The 23,253-nt window shown below is 71.0% G+C and carries 21 protein-coding genes and 1 pseudogene; 7 read left to right on the forward strand and 15 right to left on the reverse strand.

Translation table 11 applies throughout. The annotated features are described in order from the left end of the window. Positions 1-177: 177 nt before the first annotated feature. Positions 178-3,873 carry a discoidin domain-containing protein gene (locus AB0K35_RS11260; protein ID WP_363884974.1) on the forward strand — a complete coding sequence of 1,232 codons (3,696 nt, stop codon included), beginning with the start codon at positions 178-180 and terminating at the stop codon, positions 3,871-3,873. On the opposite strand, the gene AB0K35_RS11265 is transcribed toward AB0K35_RS11260, so the two are convergent. Continuing rightward, on the reverse strand, positions 3,860-4,675 hold the full coding sequence (locus AB0K35_RS11265; RefSeq protein WP_238672796.1) for a crotonase/enoyl-CoA hydratase family protein: 816 nt from the start codon (positions 4,673-4,675) through the stop codon (positions 3,860-3,862). The two genes, AB0K35_RS11260 and AB0K35_RS11265, sit on opposite strands and share 14 nt — an antisense overlap. A gap of 185 nt (positions 4,676-4,860) precedes the next feature. On the opposite strand from AB0K35_RS11265, the gene AB0K35_RS11270 reads away from it, so the two are divergent. Then, positions 4,861-5,715: a Rieske 2Fe-2S domain-containing protein gene (locus tag AB0K35_RS11270; RefSeq protein WP_328651462.1), complete on the forward strand. Its 855-nt coding sequence runs from the start codon at positions 4,861-4,863 to the stop codon at positions 5,713-5,715. Positions 5,716-6,330: 615 nt separating this feature from the next. Here the strand turns inward: AB0K35_RS11270 and AB0K35_RS11275 are convergent. From AB0K35_RS11275 to AB0K35_RS11330, 12 genes and pseudogenes are all read right to left on the reverse strand, one after another. Then, positions 6,331-7,281 (reverse strand): annotated as a pseudogene (locus tag AB0K35_RS11275) (LysM domain-containing protein); the annotation flags it as partial. A gap of 14 nt (positions 7,282-7,295) precedes the next feature. Then, on the reverse strand, positions 7,296-7,745 hold the full coding sequence (locus tag AB0K35_RS11280) for a pilus assembly protein TadG-related protein (protein WP_238672798.1): 450 nt from the start codon (positions 7,743-7,745) through the stop codon (positions 7,296-7,298). Then, entirely contained in the window at positions 7,742-8,209 is a 468-nt protein-coding gene (locus tag AB0K35_RS11285; RefSeq protein ID WP_238672799.1) for a TadE/TadG family type IV pilus assembly protein, read from the reverse strand. Before AB0K35_RS11285 ends, AB0K35_RS11280 begins: the two co-directional genes overlap by 4 nt. Then, positions 8,206-8,649, reverse strand: a complete 444-nt coding sequence (locus tag AB0K35_RS11290) for a TadE family protein (RefSeq protein WP_238672800.1) — start codon at positions 8,647-8,649, stop codon at positions 8,206-8,208. Before AB0K35_RS11290 ends, AB0K35_RS11285 begins: the two co-directional genes overlap by 4 nt. A gap of 5 nt (positions 8,650-8,654) precedes the next feature. Continuing rightward, positions 8,655-8,858, reverse strand: coding sequence for a hypothetical protein (locus AB0K35_RS11295; RefSeq protein WP_238672801.1), 204 nt, complete (start codon positions 8,856-8,858; stop codon positions 8,655-8,657). A gap of 24 nt (positions 8,859-8,882) precedes the next feature. Continuing rightward, positions 8,883-9,755, reverse strand: a complete 873-nt coding sequence (locus AB0K35_RS11300) for a type II secretion system F family protein (RefSeq protein WP_238672802.1) — start codon at positions 9,753-9,755, stop codon at positions 8,883-8,885. Positions 9,756-9,810: 55 nt separating this feature from the next. Then, the gene (locus AB0K35_RS11305; RefSeq protein WP_238672803.1) at positions 9,811-10,713 is read right to left on the reverse strand and encodes a type II secretion system F family protein; all 903 of its coding nucleotides are present in this window, start codon (positions 10,711-10,713) and stop codon (positions 9,811-9,813) included. 4 nt (positions 10,714-10,717) lie between these two features. Further along, positions 10,718-12,259 (reverse strand): ATPase, T2SS/T4P/T4SS family, encoded by a 1,542-nt coding sequence (locus AB0K35_RS11310; protein WP_238672804.1) that lies wholly within the window; start codon positions 12,257-12,259, stop codon positions 10,718-10,720. After that, a complete protein-coding gene (locus AB0K35_RS11315; protein ID WP_363884979.1) occupies positions 12,249-13,049 on the reverse strand; it encodes a ParA family protein in 801 nt (266 codons plus the stop codon). Before AB0K35_RS11315 ends, AB0K35_RS11310 begins: the two co-directional genes overlap by 11 nt. A gap of 2 nt (positions 13,050-13,051) precedes the next feature. Further along, complete coding sequence (locus AB0K35_RS11320) at positions 13,052-13,711, reverse strand: SAF domain-containing protein (RefSeq protein ID WP_238672806.1); 660 nt, start codon at positions 13,709-13,711, stop codon at positions 13,052-13,054. After that, on the reverse strand, positions 13,708-14,583 hold the full coding sequence (locus AB0K35_RS11325) for a hypothetical protein (protein WP_238672885.1): 876 nt from the start codon (positions 14,581-14,583) through the stop codon (positions 13,708-13,710). The genes AB0K35_RS11320 and AB0K35_RS11325 overlap by 4 nt, the downstream gene beginning before the upstream one ends. A gap of 53 nt (positions 14,584-14,636) precedes the next feature. Continuing rightward, positions 14,637-15,203 carry a hypothetical protein gene (locus AB0K35_RS11330; RefSeq protein ID WP_238672807.1) on the reverse strand — a complete coding sequence of 189 codons (567 nt, stop codon included), beginning with the start codon at positions 15,201-15,203 and terminating at the stop codon, positions 14,637-14,639. A 708-nt stretch (positions 15,204-15,911) separates the two neighbouring features. Between AB0K35_RS11330 and AB0K35_RS11335 the strand changes: the two genes are divergently transcribed. Next, the gene (locus AB0K35_RS11335) at positions 15,912-16,589 is read left to right on the forward strand and encodes an A24 family peptidase (RefSeq protein ID WP_238672886.1); all 678 of its coding nucleotides are present in this window, start codon (positions 15,912-15,914) and stop codon (positions 16,587-16,589) included. A gap of 16 nt (positions 16,590-16,605) precedes the next feature. Here AB0K35_RS11335 and AB0K35_RS11340 read toward each other — a convergent pair whose 3' ends face one another. Further along, positions 16,606-17,235: a phosphatase PAP2 family protein gene (locus AB0K35_RS11340; protein WP_238672808.1), complete on the reverse strand. Its 630-nt coding sequence runs from the start codon at positions 17,233-17,235 to the stop codon at positions 16,606-16,608. A 170-nt stretch (positions 17,236-17,405) separates the two neighbouring features. Here AB0K35_RS11340 and AB0K35_RS11345 point away from each other — a divergent pair, with 170 nt between their 5' ends. Continuing rightward, a complete protein-coding gene (locus AB0K35_RS11345) occupies positions 17,406-19,805 on the forward strand; it encodes a glycosyl hydrolase family 65 protein (protein WP_363884982.1) in 2,400 nt (799 codons plus the stop codon). A gap of 70 nt (positions 19,806-19,875) precedes the next feature. Here the strand turns inward: AB0K35_RS11345 and AB0K35_RS11350 are convergent, their stop codons facing one another. Further along, entirely contained in the window at positions 19,876-20,340 is a 465-nt protein-coding gene (locus AB0K35_RS11350) for a hypothetical protein (protein WP_238672810.1), read from the reverse strand. 187 nt (positions 20,341-20,527) lie between these two features. On the opposite strand from AB0K35_RS11350, the gene AB0K35_RS11355 reads away from it, so the two are divergent. From AB0K35_RS11355 to AB0K35_RS11365, 3 genes are read left to right on the forward strand one after another with little or no spacing between them, the layout of a single operon-like run. After that, on the forward strand, positions 20,528-21,688 hold the full coding sequence (locus AB0K35_RS11355) for a low temperature requirement protein A (protein WP_238672811.1): 1,161 nt from the start codon (positions 20,528-20,530) through the stop codon (positions 21,686-21,688). Between the two features lie 27 nt (positions 21,689-21,715). Beyond that, on the forward strand, positions 21,716-22,612 hold the full coding sequence (locus AB0K35_RS11360; RefSeq protein WP_363884985.1) for a helix-turn-helix domain-containing GNAT family N-acetyltransferase: 897 nt from the start codon (positions 21,716-21,718) through the stop codon (positions 22,610-22,612). A 33-nt stretch (positions 22,613-22,645) separates the two neighbouring features. After that, a complete protein-coding gene (locus tag AB0K35_RS11365) occupies positions 22,646-23,239 on the forward strand; it encodes a hypothetical protein (RefSeq protein WP_363884987.1) in 594 nt (197 codons plus the stop codon). Positions 23,240-23,253: the final 14 nt, after the last annotated feature.

Consider the following 23,253-nt stretch of genomic DNA (forward strand, 5'->3'; position numbering starts at 1 on the left):
GTCGGGTGCCCCCGCCCGGACCGGGCGGGGGCACCCCCGGCGCAGCGCCGCGCCGGCCGTCCGACCCCGTCCCCAACCCGCACCGTCCCCCACCTGTCGCGGAACGACGGGCGTACCAGTGCACCCGTCACCGGGCAACGCACCCACACCCACCCCCGAAAGAGGTGTAGCGACCCCATGTCCAGGACCGGCACCAGACGAGGCACGCCGCAAACCGGCGCGCCCACCACCGTCCCCCGCACCGCCCGCACGGGCCGCCGTCGCATGCTCGCCGGCGCGCTCGCCGGGATGCTCCTCGCCACCGCCCCGGTCGTCACCCCCATGGCGAGCGCGGCACCGGCGGCCGACCCGTCCGCAGTCGCCTCCCGCGCGGCGATGCTCGCCGGGCTCTCCGCCACCATGACCGCCAGCAGCTACAACCAGAACTACGTGGCGGGCAACGCCAACGACGGCAACGCGTCGACCTACTGGGAGAGCGCCAACAACGCGTTCCCGCAGTGGATCCAGGCGGACCTGGGCGCCACTGTCAGCGTGGACCGGGTGGTGCTCAAGCTGCCACCCGCGGCGGACTGGCAGACCCGTACGCAGACGCTGTCGGTGTTGGGTTCGACCAACGGCTCGTCCTTCACCACCCTGAAGGCGTCCGCCGGCTACACCTTCAACCCGAGCAGCGGCAACACCGCGACCGTCAGCTTCACCGCCGCCAGCACCCGCTACGTACGCGTGCAGGTCACCGGCAACACCGGTTGGCCGGCCGCGCAGCTCTCCGAGGTCGAGGTGTACGGCGCCACCGGCAGCACCGACACCCAGGCACCCAGCGTGCCGGGCAACCTGGCCTACACCCAGCCGGCCAGCGGACAGATCCGGCTCACCTGGTCGGCGTCCACCGACAACGTCGGGGTGACCGGCTACGACGTCTACGCCAACGGCGCGCTGCGGGGCAGCGTCAACGGCTCGACGCTCACCTACACCGACAGCCAGGCGGACAGCGCCACGGTCTCGTACTACGTGCGGGCCAAGGACGCGGCCGGCAACCAGTCGGCGAACAGCAACACGGTGACCCGGACCGGCACCGGCAACCCGCCGACCGGTTCCAACCTGGCGATCGGCAAGCCGATCAGCGCCTCCGGGTTCGTGCACACGTTCGTGGCCACCAACGCCAACGACAACAACGTGGCCACCTACTGGGAGGGCAACGGCAACCCGAGCACCCTGACAGTGCAGCTCGGCGCGAACGCCAGCCTCAGCCAGGTCGTCGTGAAGCTCAACCCGGACTCGGCGTGGGGTGCGCGTACCCAGAACATCACGGTGCTCGGCCGGGACCAGGGCTCGTCGAGCTTCACCACACTGGTCGGCGCGGCGAACTACAGCTTCAACCCGAACAGCGGCAACACGGTGACCATCCCGGTCTCCGGCGCGGCGGCCGACGTACGGCTCTCGATCGCCTCGAACACCGGTGCTCCGGCCGGTCAGGTGGCCGAGTTCCAGGTCTTCGGAACTCCGGCGCCGAACCCGGACCTGACCGTCACCGGCATGTCGTTCAGCCCGTCCGCACCGGTGGAGACCAGCACCATCACGCTCTCCGCGACGGTTCGTAACGCGGGCTCGGCGGCTTCTGGCGCGACGAACGTCAACTTCTACCTGGGCTCCACCCGGGTGGGCACGGCTTCGGTCGGCGGTCTCGCGGCCGGCGCCTCGACCACTGTCAGCGCCAGCATCGGCACCCGGGACTCGGGCAGCTACCCGCTCAGCGCCAAGGTCGACGAGTCGAACACCGTCGTCGAGCAGGACGACACAAACAACAGCTACACCAACCCCAGCCCGCTGGTCGTCGCTGCGGTCGCCAGCTCCGACCTGGTCGCCTCGGCGGTCGCCTGGTCGCCGGGCAACCCGTCGGCGGGCAACACGGTGACCTTCTCCGTGTCCATCCGCAACGCCGGCAACCAGGCTTCCGCGTCCGGTGCGCACGGCATCACCCTGACAGTGCTCAACGAGTCCGGCACCGCGGTCCGTACCCTGACCGGCTCGTACTCCGGCGTGATCAACGCAGGCGCCACTGTCGGCCCGATCAGCCTGGGCACCTGGACCGCCGCGAACGGCAAGTACACCGTCCGGGTGGTGCTCGCCGTGGACGGCAACGAGCTGCCGGTGAAGCAGGCCAACAACACCAGTGACCGGCCCCTCTTCGTCGGTCGCGGCGCCAACATGCCGTACGACATGTACGAGGCCGAGGACGGTGTGATCGGCGGCGGCGCCAGCGTCGTCGGACCGAACCGGGAGATCGGTGACCTGGCCGGCGAGGCGTCCGGTCGGCGGGCGGTGACCCTCAACTCGACGGGCAGCTATGTCGAGTTCACCACCCGGGCCAGCACCAACACGCTGGTCACCCGCTTCTCCATCCCGGACGCACCGGGCGGCGGTGGGATCAACTCGACAATCAACGTCTACGTCAACGGCACCTTCCACAAGGCCATCGACCTGACGTCCCGGTACGCCTGGCTCTACGGCAACGAGGCCAGCCCGGGCAACTCGCCGAGCGCTGGCGGACCGCGGCACATCTACGACGAAGCCAACGTCATGCTCAACTCCACGGTCCCGGCCGGCAGCAAGATCCGTCTGCAGAAGGACCCGGCCAACAGCACCACGTACGCCATCGACTTCATCAACACCGAGCAGGTGGCGCCGATCGCCAACCCGGACCCGGCGCGCTACACCACGCCGACCGGCTTCACCCACCAGGACGTGCAGAACGCCCTGGACCGGGTGCGGATGGACACCACCGGCAACCTGATCGGGGTGTACCTGCCGGCCGGTAACTACTCCACCTCGTCGAAGTTCCAGGTGTACGGCAAGGCCGTCCAGGTGACCGGCGCCGGTCCCTGGTACACCCGGTTCAACGCCCCGTCGGGCCAGGACAACACCGACATCGGCTTCCGGGCTGAGAACTCCGCGGCGAACTCCTCCTTCAAGAACTTCGCCTACTTCGGCAACTACACCTCACGGATCGACGGTCCGGGCAAGGTGTTCGACTTCGCCAACGTGTCGAACATCGTGATCGACAACATCTGGAACGAGCACATGGTGTGCCTCTACTGGGGCGCGAACACCGACTACATGACGATCAAGAACTCCCGAATCCGGAACATGTTCGCCGACGGCATCAACATGACGAACGGGAGCACCAACAACCTGGTCAGCAACAACGACGCCCGGGCCACCGGTGACGACAGCTTCGCGCTGTTCTCGGCCATCGATGCGGGCGGCGCCGACATGAAGGACAACATCTACGAGAACCTGACCTCAACCCTTACCTGGCGGGCCGCCGGTGTCGCCGTGTACGGCGGCTACGGCAACACGTTCCGCAACATCTACATCGCGGACACCCTGGTCTACTCGGGCATCACCATCAGCTCGCTCGACTTCGGCTACCCGATGAACGGCTTCGGCGCCAACCCGCCGACCCGGTTCGAGAACATCTCGATCGTGCGGGCCGGTGGTCACTTCTGGGGTGGGCAGACCTTCCCGGCGATCTGGGTCTTCTCCGCCTCGAAGGTGTTCCAGGGCATCCGGGTCAGCGACGTCGACATCATCGATCCGACCTACAGCGGCATCATGTTCCAGACCAACTACGTCGGTGGGCAGCCGCAGAACCCGATCACCGACACGGTCTTCACGAACGTCTCGATCAGCGGTGCCCGCAAGAGCGGGGACGCCTACGACGCGAAGTCCGGCTTCGCCATCTGGGCGAACCCGATGCCGGAGGCCGGGCAGGGGCCGGCCGTCGGGTCCGTCACCTTCAACAACCTCCGGTTGAGCAACAACGCCGTGGACATCCAGAACCCCACGACAACCTTCACCATCAACCGCAACTGAGCTGGCCGGTAGCCGACGCCGCCGGGGGGTGCACCCCTCCCGGCGGCGTCGCGCCGTGTCTGCCCTCGCCCGCGGCGAACCGGGCCGCGCCGGCAGCCGCGTCCGTGGCCAGCGAGTCCATCCCGTACGCCAACTCGGCCGCCAGCGCCTCCGGCTCGGGCCGTCCCGCGCCGGCCAGCAGCGCCGCCCGGTCGTTGCGCAGGCAGGTCTGCGGATGCCGGGCGATCGCCGCCGCCAACTCCTCGGCTGCGGCCCGCGCCTGGCCAGGTGGCACCAACCGATTGACCAACCCCATCGTGTACGCCTCGTCGGCCGGCACCGGGCGGCCGGTGAGGATCAGGTCCATGGCCCGGCTCTCGCCGATCAACCGGGGCAGCCGGACGGTCCCACCGTCGATCAGCGGCACTCCCCAGCGGCGGCAGAACACCCCGAGTGTCGCGTCGGACTCGGCGACCCGCAGGTCACACCAGAGCGCCAGTTCGAGCCCGCCCGCCACCGCGTACCCGGAGATCGCCGCGATCACGGGCTTGCTGAGCGTCATCCGGGTCGGACCCATCGGACCGTCCCCCTCCGGCTCGACCCGGTTGCCGCTCGGTGTGCCGATCGCCTTGAGGTCTGCGCCGGCGCAGAACGTCCCACCCGCGCCCCAGAGCACGGCCACCGCCGCATCCGGGTCGGCGTCGAAGGCCCGAAACGCGTCCGCCAGCGCCCGAGCCGTAGGACCGTCCACGGCGTTCCGAGCGTCCACCCGATCCAGCACAACTGTGGTGACCGCCCCAACCCGCTCCACCCGCACACCCATCCCGCCAGCATGCCGGCCAGGCCCCACCCCCACAATCCCCGTCGATCTTGCACTTGTGGTTGCCGGTTCGCGGCTTGTGCCCCGGATTATGTGAGCAGAAACTGCAAGATCGGCGGCGTGGGTGGTGCGGCAGGTTTGTCGTCGACGACCGGTTTGGGACGGCGAACGCCGGGAAGTCGGTACGCGTGCGAGCACTTTTGACGAAAGTTGAGCAGGACTCCCGGCTGGACCGCGCGGGTGACCGGTTGCAGAAGGTCGTCCTGGGGACGCTGCGTCCACGCCGGCTGCGTGACCTGCTGCACGGGGTGACCCTCGGGCATCCGCTGCACCCGGCGATGGTGCAGGTGCCGGTCGGCGCGTGGATCAGCGCCGCGGTGCTGGACCTCATGCCCGGGCAGCGCCGGCCCGCCACCGTGCTGGTCGGTCTGGGCACCGTCAGCGCGCTGCCTGCGGCGGTCGCCGGTCTGAACGACTGGGCGGCACTCGCCCGCGACCAGCGCCGGGTCGGCCTGGTGCACGCCGCTGCCAACACCGTCGGCATGACGCTCTACGCCGGCTCGTTGGCCGCCCGGCTGTCCGGCCGGCACGGAATGGGTCGCGCCCTCGGCTTCCTCGGACTCTCCACGGTGAGCCTCGGCGCGTACATCGGGGGTCATCTGGCGTACAAGCAGGGGGCGCAGGTCAACCAGAGCGTTTCCGAGCTGCACCGGATGACCGATGGCTGGCACTCGCTAGCCGACATGGCGACGCTGCCGCAACGCACCCTGATCACCCGAGAGGTGGACGACGACATCTCGGTGATCCTCTACCGGCACGGTGACGAGGTGACCGTGATGTTGGAGCGCTGCCCGCACCAGAGCGGGCCCCTCGGCGAGGGCGAGGTGCAGGAGATCGACGGCCACGCCTGCGTGGTCTGCCCGTGGCACGGCAGCGCCTTCCGGCTCAACGGCGGCGAGGTCGTGCAGGGGCCGTCCGGCAACGACCAGCAGATCCTGCCCACCCGGATCCAGAACGGCGTACTCCAGACCCGCCTGCCCTGACCCTCTCCCTCCTCCGGGGCAATGTTGCCCATGACGATGATGCCGCTGAGTCATCAAGATGCCTCAGCGGCATCACGCTCTCCGGGCACCTCGCCCCGGGCGCACTTGCCCTGCCGCTCAGGTGCGTCGGTGTCGGCCGACCGGCGGACCGTCGGGCACGGAGTCCAGGCCGTGCCCGCCGCCGAACAGCCCGCCCTCGTCACCAGCACCGGCCCAGCCCTCGTCACCACTCCAGCCCTCAGCGCCGGCGGCCGTCAGTCCGCCGCCGTGGGGTGCCGTGCCGCCGGAGAGAGCCATCCCGCTGCCGGGGAAGGCCGTGCTGCCGGGGAACGCCATTCCGCTGCCGGCAGGCGGCACAGCACCGCCGGTAGGTGCGACAGCACCGCCGGTAGGTGCGACAGCACTGCCGGTAGGTGTCATCCGGCCGCCGCGAGGTCCAAAGCCGTTCTCGCTCGGTGCCGCGCCGCCTTGCCGCGCCGCCGGGGCTTCGATGGCCGCAGCCGCCCGGCTGGCAGCCCAGGCGGCACCGCTTCCGGCCGCCCCACGACTGCCCCGCTGGCCCGCGCCGCCCCGGGATGTGCGGGAGGACGCGGCCAGTCGGGGCGCCGCCCCGGCAGTCGCTGGGCGGCGGCGCAGCCCCAGGACTGCGCCGATCTGGGCGCCGACGATGCTCGCCACCGCCAGTACGGCGGAGACCGCCAGCGGGCGGTTCACCCGATCGGCGGCACCGACCCGGGCTGCGCCGACAGTCATCGCTGGTGGTTGGCCCGCTGACTCCGTACCGCTGGGTGGTGCCGGTGCCACCCGCGGCGGTGCGGCCCGCTCGGGCGCCGGCCGGGGCGCGGGCGGCTTGGGCGCTGCGGGCCGGTCGACGATCCGACCGGTGGCGTGCTGCCGGGCGCCCTGGTCGGCGGCCTCCGTGGGCAGTCGGAGCAGTTGGCCGGGGCGGATCCGGTCCGGGTCGTCGAGCTTGTTCAGCTTGGCGAGCTGTCGGTAGTCGCCGAACTCGTCCAGGTACCGCTCGGCCACCTCCCCGAGGTAGTCGCCCCGCGCCACCCGGTACACCGGCGCGGCCGTGTCCGGCGTCGTCGCGGCTCGGGGCGGCGCGGCCACTGTGGTGGCGGCCGTTGTGCTCGGACTCGCGTACACCGGAGTTCCGTAGACCGCCGCGGCGCTGGCGGCGGCCGGGCTGGCGACCAGGATCAGCGCGATCGAGCCGAGCAGCGCGGCGGCGGCCTTCTGCTGGCGGCCCATCCCGGGCAGCTTCGGTGCCGGCCGGCGCAGGGTCTGGGCGCCCAGTTCGACGAGGACGGAGAAGGCGAACGTGGCCCAGCCGAACCAACCGGCCACCGCCAACGCCCGCAAAAAGAGCTGACCGTCGTCCCGGCTGGTCAGCGCGGTGCCCACCTCGCTGATCGTGGGGAGGTGATCGGGCAGCGGGTTACCCGCGAAGGCGAGCAGCGCGATCGGCGCGCCGACCAGCAGCGCCAGAAGCACTGCCAGTGCGCCGATGCCGGTGAGGATCCGTCCGGTCCGCCGTACGACGGACCCACCCGATACGGGCATGGCTGCCTTCCTTCCTACGGTGTTGCGGTGATGGCACGCGCTGTGGCCTCGCCGGTGACGGTGACCGCCTTCTCCTGGATGAACGGTCCGATCATCGAGCGGTGGTAGGTGATGGAAACGGTCACCCGGATCAGGGTCTCCCCGTCGACCTCGGGGAAGTTCACTGTGTGGCCGGCGGTGTTCACGACGGACAGGTAGTTGGCTACCGCATCGCGCGCCTCCGGCTCGTTGATCCGCTTCGGTCCGCCCTCGATGGCGGTGGCCCTGTCGATGGCCTGACCACCGGCCCGGGCCGCCTCGGAGGCCAGGTTCTGGGCGTGTTGCAGGGTGCGGAGCTGACCGGCGGCGTCGAAGGAGAGACCGATGATGGCCAGTACGCCGACCATCGTCACCGCGAGGAAGATGCTCACCCGGCCGTGCTCACCTGCCCGCGAGGGACCGGCAGCCGACGTGGTGGCAGTCATTGCCGGCTCCGGTAACGGTCAAGCGGGGAGGTGAACTGCGCCGAGATCTCCTTCTCGCTCGTCATCCCGGGCAGGATGTCGAGTGTGATGTCCCGGAAGGACACCACGCACTTGAGCCTCACCGTCACAGTGGCGTTCGTACCGACCTCGCTGCTGAAGGCCTTGTCGAAGCTGGACGGGTTGTCGGGCGACCTGCCGGTGAATGCCGGGTCCAGGTCGTTGACGCAGGCCAGGCCGTGCCAGTCCAGCTGGGCCTGGGCGGCCTCCACCGCCTCCTTCCGGGCGGTGCCGGAATCCCGGGAGATCGAGGCGGCCCGGGCGGCGTCGTGCGCTGCCGCGTCGAGCGCCTCAGCGGCAACCGCTGTGCGTCCGACCACACCTGCCAGCACCATCAGCGCGATGAACGCGGGCGCGAGGACAGCCACCTCGATGGAGACCGAGCCCCGCTCGGCGGTACGGGTCATGGCGGGGTCACCCTCTCCACCGTTCCGTGGGCGGTCTGCTGTATCGCGAAGTCCACGCCCGGCACCACTGACAGGGACCTGCCGCTGACAGTGCAGGTCACGTCCGTCGCGGTGGTCACGCAGGTCGGGCCGGCCCTGTCCCAGCCCACCAGCCAACCGCCGGCGGCCCTCAGGAAGCGGGAGGCGCTGTCCACCCCGGCGCCGTTACTCGCCTGGTACGTCCGCTGCGCGTTGACGCCACTCTGCGCGGCGTTCAACGCCGTGGAGCGGGCGAGGAAGACCGCCGCGACCTGGATCGAGGCGAAGAGCAGCACCAGGATCAGCGGCATCATCACGGCGAGTTCCACCGGGTTGGCACCCCGCTCGCGGTCGCCGGCCGCGAGGCGGTGCCGAGCGGCGTTGACCGCTCGACACCATCTCGGGTACGCGGCTCGACGCATCCCGGCTACTTCGGGTTGGTGTGGTCCGGGATGCCGGTCATCCAGTTGTTGGCCTTGGCCAGGGCCAGCGCGGTGACGGCCATGGCGACGGCGACCAGACCGGCGATGATCACCGCGGTGGGCACCGGGCTGTCGCCGCGCTCGCCGTCGCGGCGCAGCTCGGCCAGGCGCGTCGTCAGCGCGACGTGCAGGTAGCTGAGGATGGACATGGCGTTCTCCTTCAAGGGGCGGGGTCAGACACGGGCGATGAACGGATAGAGGACGAATCCGAGCAGCACGAAGACGAGCAGCGCGCCCGGAATGTCGAGCTTGCTGGTCACTGCCTCGGCGCGGCCAAGGTTGTCGGTGCGGATCTGGTCGCGCAGCGAGTCGGCCCGGCTGCGCAGCGTCTCGTGCACCTGCGCTCCCTCGCTGCCGGAGGAGCGCATGATCGCGCCGACGTCGCCCAGCTCCGGAATGCCGATCTTGTCGGCGAGGTCGCGCAGCTCGTCCCAGGGCGCGTGCATCTGCATCTGGGCGATCCGCAGCGACTCCTGAAGCCGGTCGAACACCCAGCCGTCGCAGACAGCCGCGGCCCGCTCCAGCGACTGCACCGGCCCGTGCGCCGCCGAGAGCTGCAACGCCACCAGATCGAGGTAGGTGCAGACGGCCTGGCGGAATTCGTCCCGGGCGGCGTCGGCCTTGGTCAGCACGGCGCGGTGCGCCAGCAGGCCGCCCAGCAGCGCCAGGCCGAGGCTGCCCAGCACCGGCACGACCAGCGGGAATGAGACGCCGAGCACCCAGAGCGCCGCCCCGAGCACTGTCGGCGTGGCCAACCCGATCAGCGCGGAGAGCAGCACCGACAGCGCGTACTGCTCGGAGGTCTGATCGATCAGGGCGAGCTGCATCTGTGGAGGCCGCAACCAGCGGGACATCCCGGTCAGCCAGTCGAGTCGCCGGGATGCGGGCGTGGACACCCGGCCAGTGCCCGGCGGCTGATGCAGTCGACGCAGCGCCGGCCCGAGCGCCGGTGTCGCCGGCACCAGCTCCCGGATCACCAGGAACACACCCAGACCGATCCCGGCGCCACCGCAGACAGCGAGGGCGAACTGCCAGTTCACGATCATGCGAGCCGCCTTTCGCTCGCGACAGCGGGGCCCCGCGGCGCTGCGCTGCCCGCGCTCACGCGATCACCTCGGCGGGGTTGGGCGCCGGCAGGAACCGGGCCGGCCGCTGCGGCTGGCTCATCGACCGCACCCAGGCCAGCAGGCCGATGAAGGCGGCGCCGAGGGCGGCCATCACCAGCTGACCCACAGGTGTGCCGTACGGCCTGATGTACTCGGTGTTGATCAGCCCGTACGCCAGGGTTGCCAGCGTCATCCCGGTGAGGAAGCGGACAGCGAACCGGGGCTGGGTGCGCTTGGCCTCGATCTCCCGACGGGTCGCCACCTCCGCTGACGCCGCGCCGGCGATCGAACCGAGCACGTCACCAAGCCGCTCACCCCGGTCCGACAGGTGCAGGATCAGCGCCGCGACCACCTGGTCGCAGACCGGGTCGGCGATCTCGTCGGCGAACGCCAGCAGTGCGGAGCGGGCCATCCAGCCGGCCTGGAGGCGGGCGGCGAGCAGCCGTACCTCGTCCTCGACGCCTGGTGGCACGCTGCCGATGGTCCCGATGATCGACTGCTGGAGGCCCTGCCCGGTGCCGGAGACGTCCTTGAGTCGGCGGGTCCACTCGCCGACGGCCTCGATCCGGGCGATCGCCCGCTGTTCGGCCTTGCCCACCCCGAACAGCCACGGGGTGCCGGGCACCGCCACCGCCACCAGCAGGCCCACCACCGGCAGCCCGGTCAGCAGGAACGCCAACGCGCCGGCGACCAGCGCGGCGACCAGCAGCGCCTGATAGCCGCGCTGCTCGGCCGGAGTGCTGCCCGGCCCGCGCCACAGTCGGCTCAGCCCCGGCCCGCTGCCCGGCTGCGGCCCGGGGGGTCGACGGGTGCCGACCAGGGCGACCACTGCCAGCAGCAGCCCGGCCACACAGGCGGCGCCGGAGACCACCGCGATCAACTCCAGGCTGTCGAGCATCAGGTCACCGCCGGGCCAGTCGGGTCTGCCGAGGCCGCCGCCAGGCACCGGCACCGGCCTCAACCCACCGGGTCAGCAGCCGCGCGTCGTAACCCACCCTCAGCAACTGGTCGCGGACCCGCTCCGGCAGGTGCCGGGGGACCGCACGACCGTCCGGGCCCGGCCCGAAGACAGTGGTGGTGGTGATCCGACCGGCTTCGCCGGCCCCGATCACCTCCTCCACGTGCGACACGAACCGGTGTTTCCGCCCACCGATCGCGGTCTCGTCCTCGATGGTGACGTAGACGATCAGGTCGAGCGCGTTGCCGGCCATCCGACGGGCCTGGTCGACTGTCATCTCACGGCCGTGCGCCAGGGCCAGCTCGACGATCCGTTCACCCACACCGGCGGCGGTACGGGCGTGGATGGTGCACATCGACCCCCGGCTGGTGGTCATCGCCTGGAGCATCGGCACGATCTCCCGGGACCGCACCTCGCCCACGATGATCCGCAGGACGCCCATCCGCAGCGACAGCGGGATCAGGTCGGCGATGGTCACCTCGCCGGCTGGGCGGCCGTCGAAGCCGCGCTCGCCGTGACCCTCCCGCGCCTCGAAGCTCATCACCGCCCGGTGCCGCTCCCGGCGGCGGGCCGGGAGCAGCTCCCGACTCTCCTCCAGCAGCACGTACGGCTCATCCTGCGGGATCTCGTTCATCAGCGCCCGGATGACGGTGGTCTTCCCGGCGCCGGCCAACCCGGCGACCATGATGTTCAGACCGGCGCGCATCGCCGCGCGCAGGAAGTCGCGCAACAGCGGATCGATCATCTCGTCCAGGTCGCCCCGGGCGCCCGCCAGGTCGTCGAGGCTCACATCCAGTGTGTTGTGCTTGCGGATCACCGCGTACGGGCGGTGGCTGACCAGGAACACAGCGGCCAGCCGGCTGCCGTCGGGCAGTTGCAGGTCGAGGGTGGGCTTCACAGTGGAGAGGGACCGCTCGGTAGCGCCGGCCCGACGGGCCGCCGCCTGGAGGATCTCCACCAGCTCGGCGTCGCTGTCGGCGATCGGCTCGGCCCAGTCCACCCCGCCGCCGTGCCGGGTGATGCGCACCTGGTCGCAGCCGAGGATGTGCACCTCCTCGATGGTGTCGTCGACAAGCAGCGTCTGTAGCCGGCCGAGCCCGACCAGCTCGGCGGTCACCTGGTCGAGCAGCAGGCGTTCGTCGCCGGCGGCCATCGGTGTGCCGGCCCGGCGCACCGAGTCCGCGTACGCGGCGACCACAGTGACGGCGAGTCGGGCCCGCTCGGTGTCCTCCTCGTCGACGGTGAACTCCCGGCCGCGCTGCCAGAGGGTGAGCCGTTCGGTGAGTTCCCGGCGCAGCTCCCGGACGACCTGGAAGTCCATCCGGGCCCGGGGCGGCGACTCCGGCGGCGGGGTCGCCGCGGGCGTGGGCTGCGGCTGCGGCCCGGACTGGTGGTGCCGGCCGTTCGGGACGGCCAGGGGCGGCGCGGTGGAGGTCACTGCCGGTGGCTGCTGACGCGGGTCGGTGGAGACCGGCTCAAACCGCATCCGGCACCACCTGCTGCACGGGCCACGCCAACCGGGCCCGTCGCCGTTCCAGCAGCGCCCCGATCGGGACCTCCAGCGCGGCCGCCGCGCGCATCAGCGGCCGACCGGCCCGCACGGTTCCGCCCAGGGCGAGCACCCCTGCGGTACGCGGATCGTGCGGCAGCCGTGCGATGACCGGCAGTTTCAGGGCGCGGCTGATCTCGGCCCGCCCGTGCCCGTCACCGACCAGCAGCAGCCGCAGGGTGCCCGGGGGCACCCGGTGTTCGGCGAGGTCCCGTTCGATCGCGGTGACCACCGCGCGGGTGCCGGAGAGGTCCGGCAGGTTCGCCCGGGTCACCAACAGCACCACTGAGGCGGCCCGCAGCACCGGCCATGGAGGCCCGGTCACGTGCAGCCGACCACAGTCGACAAGGACGTCGTAGCCGGGGGTGCCGCGGTCGAGGGCGTCGAAGTAGTCGGCGAAGCGCTGCCAGAGCGGGGTGACGCTGCCGCTCTGGGCCGGGTCGACGAGGCCGGGCAGCAGCAGCCGTTCCCGACGGGGTGCGTCCAGGTCGACCAACTGGGACCAGAACGCGGTTTCCAGGTTGCCGTCGCGCAACTCCCCGACGGCCAGCTCTCCGATGCCGCGTGGGCCGTCCAGTTGGCCGCCGAGATATCCGGCGAGGATCGAGCCGCCGGCCGGGTCACATTCGGCGACCACCAGCCGCCGGTGCCAGGCCAGCGCGCAGGCCAGCGCCGAGGTGGTGACGCCGGGCGAACCCTTCGCGGACACCAGCGCGATGATCGCCATGCTCAGGCCGCCTCGGTCAGGACGACGGCGAGCCGTTGCTGCGCGGCGAGCGCCACCACCGCCGGCACGTCACGGGTGAGCAGCGCCAGGTACAGGACCTTGTCGTCGTTGGCCGGGCTGACCATGTCGATGACGGTGGCCGTGAACCGGGTGCCGGCGGCGGCCTTGTCTCCGTCGGCGTCATTGTCCGGAGTGCTGACCAGCAGAACCTTGTCGCCGGGGTGCAGTTCGCGGGCCGGCACCTGGGCGGTCTTCAGGCCGAGCGCGATCTGCTGCTGGCCGGGGCCGAGCAGCGGGTCGTCGGTGACCTGTCCCAGGGTGAGCAGCGTGCCCGGAAGCAGCGCGACGGCGGCTCGTTTGCCGACCACCTCGTCGAGTCGTGCGGCGGGCACCGGGCGCAGCCCCTGGCCGCCAGCGACCTGCACTGTGACCAGGTCCGCTGCGCTGATTTCCCGGCCCACCTCCACCGGTCGGGCCACCGCCAGATAGCTGCCGGTAGCCCGTACCGAGGTGACCGCGAAGGCCGCGCCCAGCCCGCCCAGGGCGATCAGGAGGACGGCGAGACCGAGCAGCCCGGGACGGACCCGGCGTTGGCGGACCACTGTGGGTGGGTTGACGGGTGCGTCCACCGACGGGGTCCCGTTGCGCGTCGCGAGGCTCATCTGGTGACCACCTGAAGTTCGTTGATCCTGATCTGCACGATGCCGCTTCTCCGGGTCTGCGGGATCACCCGCCTTGTGGCGTCGCTGTTGGTCCACCAGCTCACCTTCCAGTGCGTGGTGGCGGTGACGTCGTAGGTGTCTGCCTTCGGGTAGCCCTCGTCGTAGCCGCAGTCCGGCGAGGTGGCACCCGCCCGCGTGCCAGTGGCCTTGTACTCGGTGCCGGCGCTGTAGCAGGTTTCCTTCTCGCCGTTGCCCATGTCCCAGACGATCCGGTCGACCTTCGCTTCGATGTAGACGGTCAACCCTCTGTCGGACTCGTCGGCGTACAGCGGGCCGAAGTAGTTCTTTCCTGCGGTTGCCCACATCCACACGGGCAGGCCGACCAGGCCCGGACCGATGTCCTTGCGGGGGGCGACCTTCAGTCGGGCCGGCAGCAGGCTGATCTTCGCCAGGGCGCGACGGGCCAGCTCCTCCGGGTCCGGTGGTGCGCCGAAGCCGGCCGGCGGATCGGCCAGCAACACCGTGTCCTGGGCACCCAGGTCGCCGCCGTTGCAGGTTTGCAGGTACCACTGCTGACCCTCGGGGGGCGTGACCGAACCCTCGGTCAGCTTGTAGTAGCACCCGTCGCTGTTGTTGAACCAGCCCAGGTCCTCGTCGTAGCAGGGGATGGTCCGCCCGTTCCACTGGCAGACGCCACCGCCGCCACCGCCGCCGTCGTCCCCGCCTCCACCGTTGTCTCCACCGCCCCCAGGGTCACCGGGATTGCCGGGCTCGTCGTCCCAGACGCTGCAGTCGGGTTGGTCGGGTGGGCAGCCCGCCCCCGGGTCGGCCCGTAGGGCGGCGGCGGCGAGCGGGGCCGCACCGACTACCAGCAGGAGCGTGAGGCCGAGCCCGGCGAGCGCCCGTCGGATTGTCGCGGTCCCGCTCAACACGGCTGGTCCCGGTGGGTCGCGCCGTAGTTGATCAGCCAGCGGCCGTCGGGATAGCGGGTGGCGGTGGCGGTGGAGAGGTGTCTGCCGCCACCGCTGCCCGGGACCGAGCGTTTGTCCTTGGCGTAGACCAGCCGGTAGCCGGTCGTGTCCAGGCAGTCCTGGATCTCCACCGTTGCCGGCTTCGCGTCCAGGCTGACAGCGGTAATGGTCGGGTCGGACTTGATCGTCCCGGTACGCATGGCGCCGTGCTCCTTGGCCTCGCGAATGGACACCCGGACCCGAGTCAAAAGTGGATCACCAAGGAACCGGGACAGTTCCGGCGAACGCGGATCACTGCGCAGGCCCGCCGTGCGCGAGGCCGCGAGATACCCGGAGTACGCGTCAAGTGCTGCCTTTTCGGCAGCGCGCCGGTCGACGTCGGAATCGGTCCGGGGTCCGTTGTCGCGGACTTCCGTCGGCCGTTCGACAGCCTCCCGTCCGCTGGCGCAGGCGGTGACCGGCATCGCCGCCACGCCCACCAGCAGGCAGATCGCCGCTCTTCTGAGCTGCCGTCCGCGCACCGTCGAGCCTCCTCGTGGTCGCCCGGGGCGGTGACGGTTCACCGCCGTCGGGCATGCGGAAGCGCGCCCGGATCAGCACATCCGGAGCCGTTCATTGCGCTTCTGCATTCACCGTTACGGATCTTTTACAAATTCGGGGTCCTGTTGTCGTCCGATGGTGAAGGTGAGGCTTGCGTCACACCCAAGGGGCGAGCATAGGCTGACGCTCGCCGATGCAACAGAGGCAATTCAAGCGAACACTCAGCGTGATGACAGGTGGTGGTGGCGGGTGTCCGCACTGCGCCCCGGGCAATGGGCGAGCGAACTGTCGTTATCTGTGGGGTACCGCCGGGCCGAATGGGTTAACCGGAGTCGCGCCACCGGTCGCGGGAGTGGGACATCGCGGTCTCATCCCGGCATTCGACCGACGTCGGCACAGTGTCGGCGGGCCGCCTCGCCCAGCGGCACGCCTGACTCGGAAGTGGTTGAAAGCAGGCTCGCAGGCTCCGGTCGGCACGTCGCTTTCTGCGCCATCCGCTACACCGCTGCGAGCGTTCAATCACGATCCGTGTTCATCATCGCGGGGGGCCAGTTGGCCGCAACGGAGGCGACATGGCGCTGACCGGCCCCCCGGAGGCCATCCCCGGTCGGGAAGACCCACCCGATCGGAGTCCGGCAGCACGCACCCGGCTCTCGACAGTGTTCGCGATCCTCGCGATCAGCCCGCTGATGCGGTTGGCCGCGCTGCGCTACGCCGTACCCCCGGGTCTGCCCAGCCGGAGCGGCTGCGACGCCTGCGGCGCGCCGGTCGGCCTGACCCACCCCTGGCCGGCGCTCGGCCCGGCAGCCCGGTGCGGTCAGTGCGGCGCCCGGGTCGGCCCACCGCCGGCCACCGTCGAACTGGTGGTGCTCGCGGCGGCGGTGCTGCTGGCGCTCGCCGGCCCGCCGGGCGGGGCGCTGCCGGCGCTGATCTGGTGGCTGGGCTGGACCATCCCGGCGATCATCGTCGACCTGGCCGTGCACCGCTTGCCGGACCGGCTCACAGTGCCTGCGGCGGCCGGGACCTGGCTGCTGCTCGGCGTGGCCGCGCTCGACGCCGACCCGGGGCACTGGCTGCGAGCCGTCATCGGCGGCGCCGGGCTGGCGTTCTTCTTCGCCAGCACCGCGGTGCTGCTCGGCCGCCGCGGCTTCGGGCTGGGCGACGCCAAGATGGCGCTCAGCGTCGGCGCGCTGCTCGGCTGGTACGGCTGGCCGGTGCTGCTGTTCGGGCTGGTGCTCACCTTCGGGCTCTCCGCCCTGGTGAGTCTGGGCCTGCTGGCCACCCGCCGCGCGAACTGGAGCACCCACCTGCCGTTCGGCCCGTTCCTGCTGCTCGGCACAACGGCCGCCCTCCTGCTGACGACCTGACCCGCCGCGCGGCTGATCAGGGGCGGGAGCGGCTGGCCAGTTTGGGGACCGGGCCGTCGGGACGGTTGGCCCGGCGGCGGAGCACCTCGCTGGTCGGGCGGGCCAGCAACGGGGTGAGCACCACGGCGACCAGCGCGCCGAGCAGCACGCCAGCGATCACGTCGTGCGGGTAGTGCACGCCCACGAAGACCCGGGAGAAGGCGGCGAGCGCCGCCAGGGGGAGCGCGACCAGGCCGAGTCGGCGGGAGAGCAGCAACGTGGTGACCGCCAGCGCACCGGCGATGGTGGCGTGGTTGCTGGGGAACGACCAGTCGCCCGGCGGTGGGCAGACGCCCGCGATGATCTCCCGACCGATCGTCCGGCAGGGGCGATCCTCGTCCACCACGGTCTTGAGGAACTCGCTGCCCACGTACGCCAGAACGGTCGGCACCGGCGCGATCAGGGCGAGTGCCCGGTCGTGCGGGCCGCCGGACCGGCGGCTCAGCGCGGCCATCACCAGCAGCGCGCCGAGTAGCAGGATCACCCCCTCGGTGGCGTGTCCGACGAACCACTGCACCGGCTCTGGGCTGCCGGCGGCGGCGTCGACGACGTCGCTGTACCACTCGGCGCTGATCTCCGGAACGTCAATGCTGCCGTTGTCGACCATGCATCACCTCACTTCACGTTCATACCCTGTTCACCTTGGGGACACCCTAGGAACGCGCCAGAGGGCATCGCTGCTGTCGAAGGTCAGGTGGTCTGTCAGACCTTCGTCCAGGATTCGCACAGCGGGCTCTGATTGGCTGCCCCAGGACGTGGACATCGACAGGAGGCCTTGTGCAGACCGGTTCGGCCACCGATCAACAGCGGTCCAGCGCCCCCACTGCGGATGACGAGACCTGGCGGATCCGGCGCACGGCGGCCGACGTGGACCGACTCGGCGAGACCGAGTCGATCTTCGCGTTGGGCAACGGGTGGATCGGCTGGCGTGGGGTGCTCGACGAGGGTGCCCCGTGCGGAATGCCAGGCAGCTACGTCAGTGGCTTCCACGAGCGGCGTGAGCTGAGCTATCCCGAGGAGGGGTACGCGTTTCCGCAGGCCAGCGACACAGTCATCAGCGCACCGAACGCCGCACTGATCCGGCTCTGGGTCGACGACGAGCCGCTGGATCTCCGGACCGGGACGCTGCGCAGCCATGAACGGGTGCTCGACCTGCGTACCGGCGTGCTGCGCCGGGAGACCGAGTGGATTTCACCGGCCGGGCGGGGCGTCCGCATCCGCAGCACCCGGTTGGTGTCCCTGCCGCGTCGCCCGGTGGCCGCCGTCCGGTACGAGGTCGAGCCGTTGGACACCGCCGTCGAGCTGCGGGTCTGCTCGGACCTGCTGGCCAACGAGAAGGTGCCGCAGCGTTCGGACGACCCTCGGGCCGCCTCGGTGCCCACCGACCCGCTGACCGCCGAGACGTACCGTGCGACAGGCCTCGACGGCGTGCTGGTGCACCGCACCGAGCGCAGCGGCCAGCGCGTCGCTGTCGCGGTCAGTCACCTGCTGGAGGGCCCGGGCACTGTGACGACCAGCGGTGACTGCACGCCCGACCGGGTACGGCTGACCGTGGCGGGTCGCCTGCACCCGGGGGAGCGGTTGCGGCTGACGAAGTTCGCCGCCTACGAGTGGGCGACTCTCGACGCGACGCCCGCCGACGAGTTGGCAGCCCTGGTCGCCGCCGAGGCGGACGCGGCGCGCGCGGACGGCTTCGACGCCCTGCTCACCGACCAGCGCGCCGCACTGGACGCGGCGTGGCAGGTCGCCGACGTGCGGCTCGACGGCGATCCGGAGCTTCAGCAGGCAGTCCGGTTCGCGATGTTCCACCTGATCCAGGCCGGTCGCCCGGACTCCGACCGGACCATCTCGGCCAAGGGGTTGACCGGCAACGGCTACGACGGGCACGTCCTCTGGGACACCGAGAGTTACGTCCTTCCGGTACTCACCTACCTGGCCCCGGCGGTGGCCCGCTCGGCGTTGAGGTGGCGGCACGCTCACCTGCCCGAGGCGCGGGAGCGGGCGGCCGAACTGCGGTTGAGCGGCGCGACCTTCCCGTGGCGCACCATCGGCGGCCGGGAATGCTCCGGCTACTGGCCGGCGGGCACTGCGGCGCTGCACGTCAACGCCGACATCGCCGACGCGGTGTTGCGCTACGTGGCGGCCACCGACGACCAGCTGTTCCTGGCCGAGGCGGGTCTGGAACTGCTGGTGGAGACCGCCCGGCTCTGGCACGGCTTCGGCCACTGGTCGGACGAGGGCGACTTCCACCTGCACGGGGTGACCGGCCCGGACGAGTACGCGGCACTGGTCGACGACAACGTTTTCACCAACCTGATGGCGAAGCGCAATCTGCGCGGCGCGGCGGACGCCGCCGAGGGACATCCCGAGCTGGCCGGCCGGCTCGGCGTGGACCGTGACGAGGTGGCGGGCTGGCGGGCTGCCGCCAACGCGATGGCCGTCCCCTACGACAGTGAGCGCGGGGTGCACCAGCAGGCCGCCGGCTTCACCGAACAGCCCGAGTGGGAGTTCGCGAACACCGGTGACGACGACTACCCGCTGCTGCTGCACTTCCCGTACCTGGAGCTGTACCGCAAGCAGGTGGTGAAGCAGGCCGATCTGGTGCTGGCCATGCAGCTCTGCCCCGGTGAGTTCACCGCCGACGAGAAGGCCCGCAACCTGGCCTACTACCAGGCTCGGACGGTCCGCGACTCGTCGCTGTCGGCGGCCCCGCAGGCCGTGCTGGCCGCCGAGGTCGGGCACCTGGATCTGGCGTACGACCTGTTCGCCGAGTCGGTCCTTCAGGACCTGGCCGACCTGGGCGACAAGACCGCCGACGGGCTGCACCTGGCCTCGCTGGCCGGCGCGTGGCTGGCGCTGGTGCAGGGCTTCGGTGGGCTGCGCGACGACCGGGAGGTGCTCTCCTTCGACCCCCGGCTGCCGGGCCGGATCGACCGGCTGGCGTTCAGCCTGCGCTGGCGCGGTCACCGGTTGCGGGTCACGTTGACTCCAGCCGAGGCCCGCTACGAGCTGCCCGACGCCGCCGCGGATGCCGAGGTCGAGCTGTGGCACCACGGCGAGTCGCTGCGGCTCACCGGTGCCGAACCGGTCAGCCGGCCGATGCCGCCGGTGCCCGACCCCGGCCCGGAGCCGCCCTCCCCGCCCGGCCGCCGCCCCACCCGCCGCTCAGCCGACTGAGCCGCCCCGACCGGCCGCAGCGTCGGCTCCGGCCCGCCACGGCTTCGTCCCAGGTCGGCGCGGCGTTGGCTCAGGTCGGGGCGGGACCGCCGGTCATCCGCTCGCGGACGGCCTCCAGCGCCTCGAAGGCGTACGCCCAGTTGTGGCATTTGAAGCTGCGCAGACCGTCGATGGCTGTGTGACAGTCGGAGCAGCGCACCCCGGCGATGGCATCCGGGATCTCGGTGTTGACGTACTTGCGCTCGCCCAGGATGACCGTGGCGATCATGGCCTTGTCGTGCAGGCCGGAGAGCGCCGACGAGACGATGTCGTACCAGGTGATCCGCCGACGGCACTTCGGGCAGTCGGGTTCGTCGCCGCTGACCCAGAGCGGGGCGCCGATGCTGCGCGCCGGCATGCCGAGCAGTTTCTCCAGCCGCCGGACGTCCGACTCGGGGGTGGTCCAGCGGTGTCGGCCGGGCAGTGATGCGGGCGAGTCGTACACGGCGCGGAACAGGTCGTGGTCGACCTGCACTGTCTCGCGCTGAGCGGTCATCGGCGTCCCTCCTCGTTGAGTCGGTGCCCCCACCGTGGCCAGTGGTGACCATGGGCGCAGCCGGATCAACGACACGAGGGGTCAGCGGGTCGTCGCCGCGGTCCGCCGCTGACAGCGCTTTCGCCTCCGGTGGACGGTCTCGGGTGGTACGACGGACGCAGGGCGTGCGCCAGCGGGAGGAGCGCCGATGGCGAACAGACCCGAGCGGCTGCTGCGGGGCGGCGACTCGCCGCTGAGCGCGTCGTTCCTGGAGCTGTTCTTCGATCTGGCGTTCGTGCTCGCGCTCAGTCAGCTGGCCGCCCACCTGTTGCACGACCTCAGCATGGTCGGCGCGCTGCACACCGCCCTGCTGTTGGCGGGGGTCTGGTGGATCTGGGTGCCCACCACCTGGTTCGCCGACTGGTACGACCCGGAGAGCCCGGCGGTGCGGTGGCTGCTGGTGGGCGCCGCGCTGGGCGCCCTGCTGGCCGGGGTGGCGATCCCGCAGGCGTTGGACGGGCGGGGGCTGCTCTTCGCCGGCGCGTACGTCTCGGTGCACATCGCCCGGGGCGTGGTCACCGCCGTCGGGCTGCGCGGTCATCCGCGGCAGATCCGGACGCTGCGGATCCTGTGCTGGTTCAGCGTCTCGGCCGTACCGTGGCTCGCCGGCGGGTTGCTGCCGCAGTGGCGGGTGCCGCTGTGGCTGCTCGCCCTCGCCCTCGACCTCATCGGTCCCCGGCTCGGCTGGCCCACGCCGGGGATGGGCCGGACCAGACGGGAGGAGCTGCACCTCGCCGGTGAGCATTTCGCCGAGCGGTACCAGCAGATCATGATCATTGCGCTCGGCGAACTCGTTCTGGTCGCCGGCCTGTCGTACGCCGGCACCGACCTCCACTTCCCACAGACCGTCGCGTTTCTGCTGGTCTTCACCATCGCTGTGCTGATCGGTCTGCTCTATGTCACGCCCGCCGGCCAGCGCCTCGGCCCGGCCATCGAGCGCGCCGACCCGGCCCGGCTCGGCGTGATCACCGGCTACCTGCACCTGGTGATGATCGCCGGGTTGGTGGTCACCGCCGTCGGCGCCGAGTTGAGCATCGCCCACCCCCTGCGGACCGGTGACACGACAGCCGTCGTGGTCATTCTGAGCGGCCCGACGCTGTTCCTCGTCGGGCGGATCCTCTTCTCGGCGGCGATCCACCGGCGACTCTCCTGGCCCCGGGTCGCCGCCCTGTTCGTGCTGGCCGGTGCGGCGGCCGTGCTGCGGTTGCCGCTGTTGGCGGTCAGCGCGGTCGCCACCGGGGTGGCGCTCGCGGTGGTCGTCCTGGATCACGCCGGCATCGGTTCCTACCGCCACCGATCTGGTGCGTAGCCAATAAGCCTGACTAAAGTCAGGTATATGGACTCGGCCCTCATCGCCGCCGTGCGGCGGTTCAACAGGACTGTCACCCAACGGGTGGGTGCGCTCGACGACGAGTACATGGCCCAGGGACGCCCCCTGGGGCAGGCGCGGCTGCTCTGGGAGATCGGCCCCGCCGGTGCCGAGGTCGCCGCGCTGCGGGCCCGGCTCGGCCTGGACTCCGGACACCTCAGCCGGCTCCTGCGCGCCCTGGAGAACGACGGCCTCATCGCTGTCGGACCGGCCGACCAGACCGGCGGCGACGGCCGGGTCCGCGTCGCCACCCTCACCGACGCCGGCCGGACCCAGTGGGCCGACCTCGACCAGCGGTCGGACGATCTCGCCGCCTCGATCCTCGAACCACTCACCGAACACGGTCGCGAACGACTCGTCACCGCCATGGCCGATGTCGAACGGCTGCTCGTCGGCTCGATGGTCGTCATCGAGCCGTGCCCGCCGAGTGACAGGCGAGCCCGCGCGTGCCTGCGGGCCTACGCCCGCGACATCGCTCGACGATTCGACGACGGCTTCGACCCCGCACTGAGCAACCCGGTCCACGACGACGCGCTCGTCCCGCCCAACGGGGTGCTCCTGCTCGCCACCCTGAACGGCGAACCGATCGGCTGCGGCGCTGTCAAACTCCACCCCGACGCGCCCGCCGAGATCAAACGCGTGTGGGTGGCCGACACCGTACGCGGGCTCGGCGTCGGGCGGCGGCTGCTGGGTGAGCTGGAACGGTACGCCGCCGAGCGCGGCGCGACAGCGGTCCGGTTGGACACCAACCGCAACCTCACCGAGGCGATCGCCCTGTACCGGGCGACCGGTTACCGGGAGATCGAGGCGTACAACACCGAGCGCTACGCCCACCACTGGTTCGAGAAGCAGCTCAGGCAGTGACGGCCTTGGCTGCCACGCCCTACGCTGCCAGCCATGCCGCCGCCCGCCGCCCGCCGCATCGGACGTCGGGGCAGGATCTCCGTCGTCGTCGTTGTTGTCCTGCTCCTGCTGTCCGCTGCGTACCTCACGGTGACCCTGCGATACGAGTTAGGGCCGGGGAACTCCTGGGCACACCCGCAGTCGTTTTCGGATTCTTCCGCCGGGGACATCAGGGAGTACCGCTACCTCGCCCAGCCCGGCCGAACCATCGAATATGGCTTCAGCATTGGCAACCGAGGACTGGTGACCGTCACGCTGGAAGGAGTTGTCGATCAAGGCGGTCTTGAGTACTCCGTTGATCGGGTTCGAATGGAACCAGATGTCACTCGCCAGGGCATCACCGGTTTCCATGCGGTTCCGTTCCAGCCGATCGACCTACGCCCGGACGACCAGGTTTTCCTCTGGGTGACACTGCGGTTTCCCGAGGGGGCGCAGGTGAGCGGTCCCTGCGCGGCGTTCTGGTTCGACACGCAGTCAGTTCGTTTCACTGCTCTCGGCATGCCGCGCGAGCAACGGGTGCCGATCGGCCACGTCATCAAAGTCACGACACCCGACGTCGACGGCCAGCCGTGCGCCGCGTACCGGTAGACCCGGGCTGATCC

This window comes from Micromonospora sp. NPDC053740 (genome assembly GCF_040677775.1).
Classification (GTDB): domain Bacteria; phylum Actinomycetota; class Actinomycetes; order Mycobacteriales; family Micromonosporaceae; genus Micromonospora; species Micromonospora alfalfae.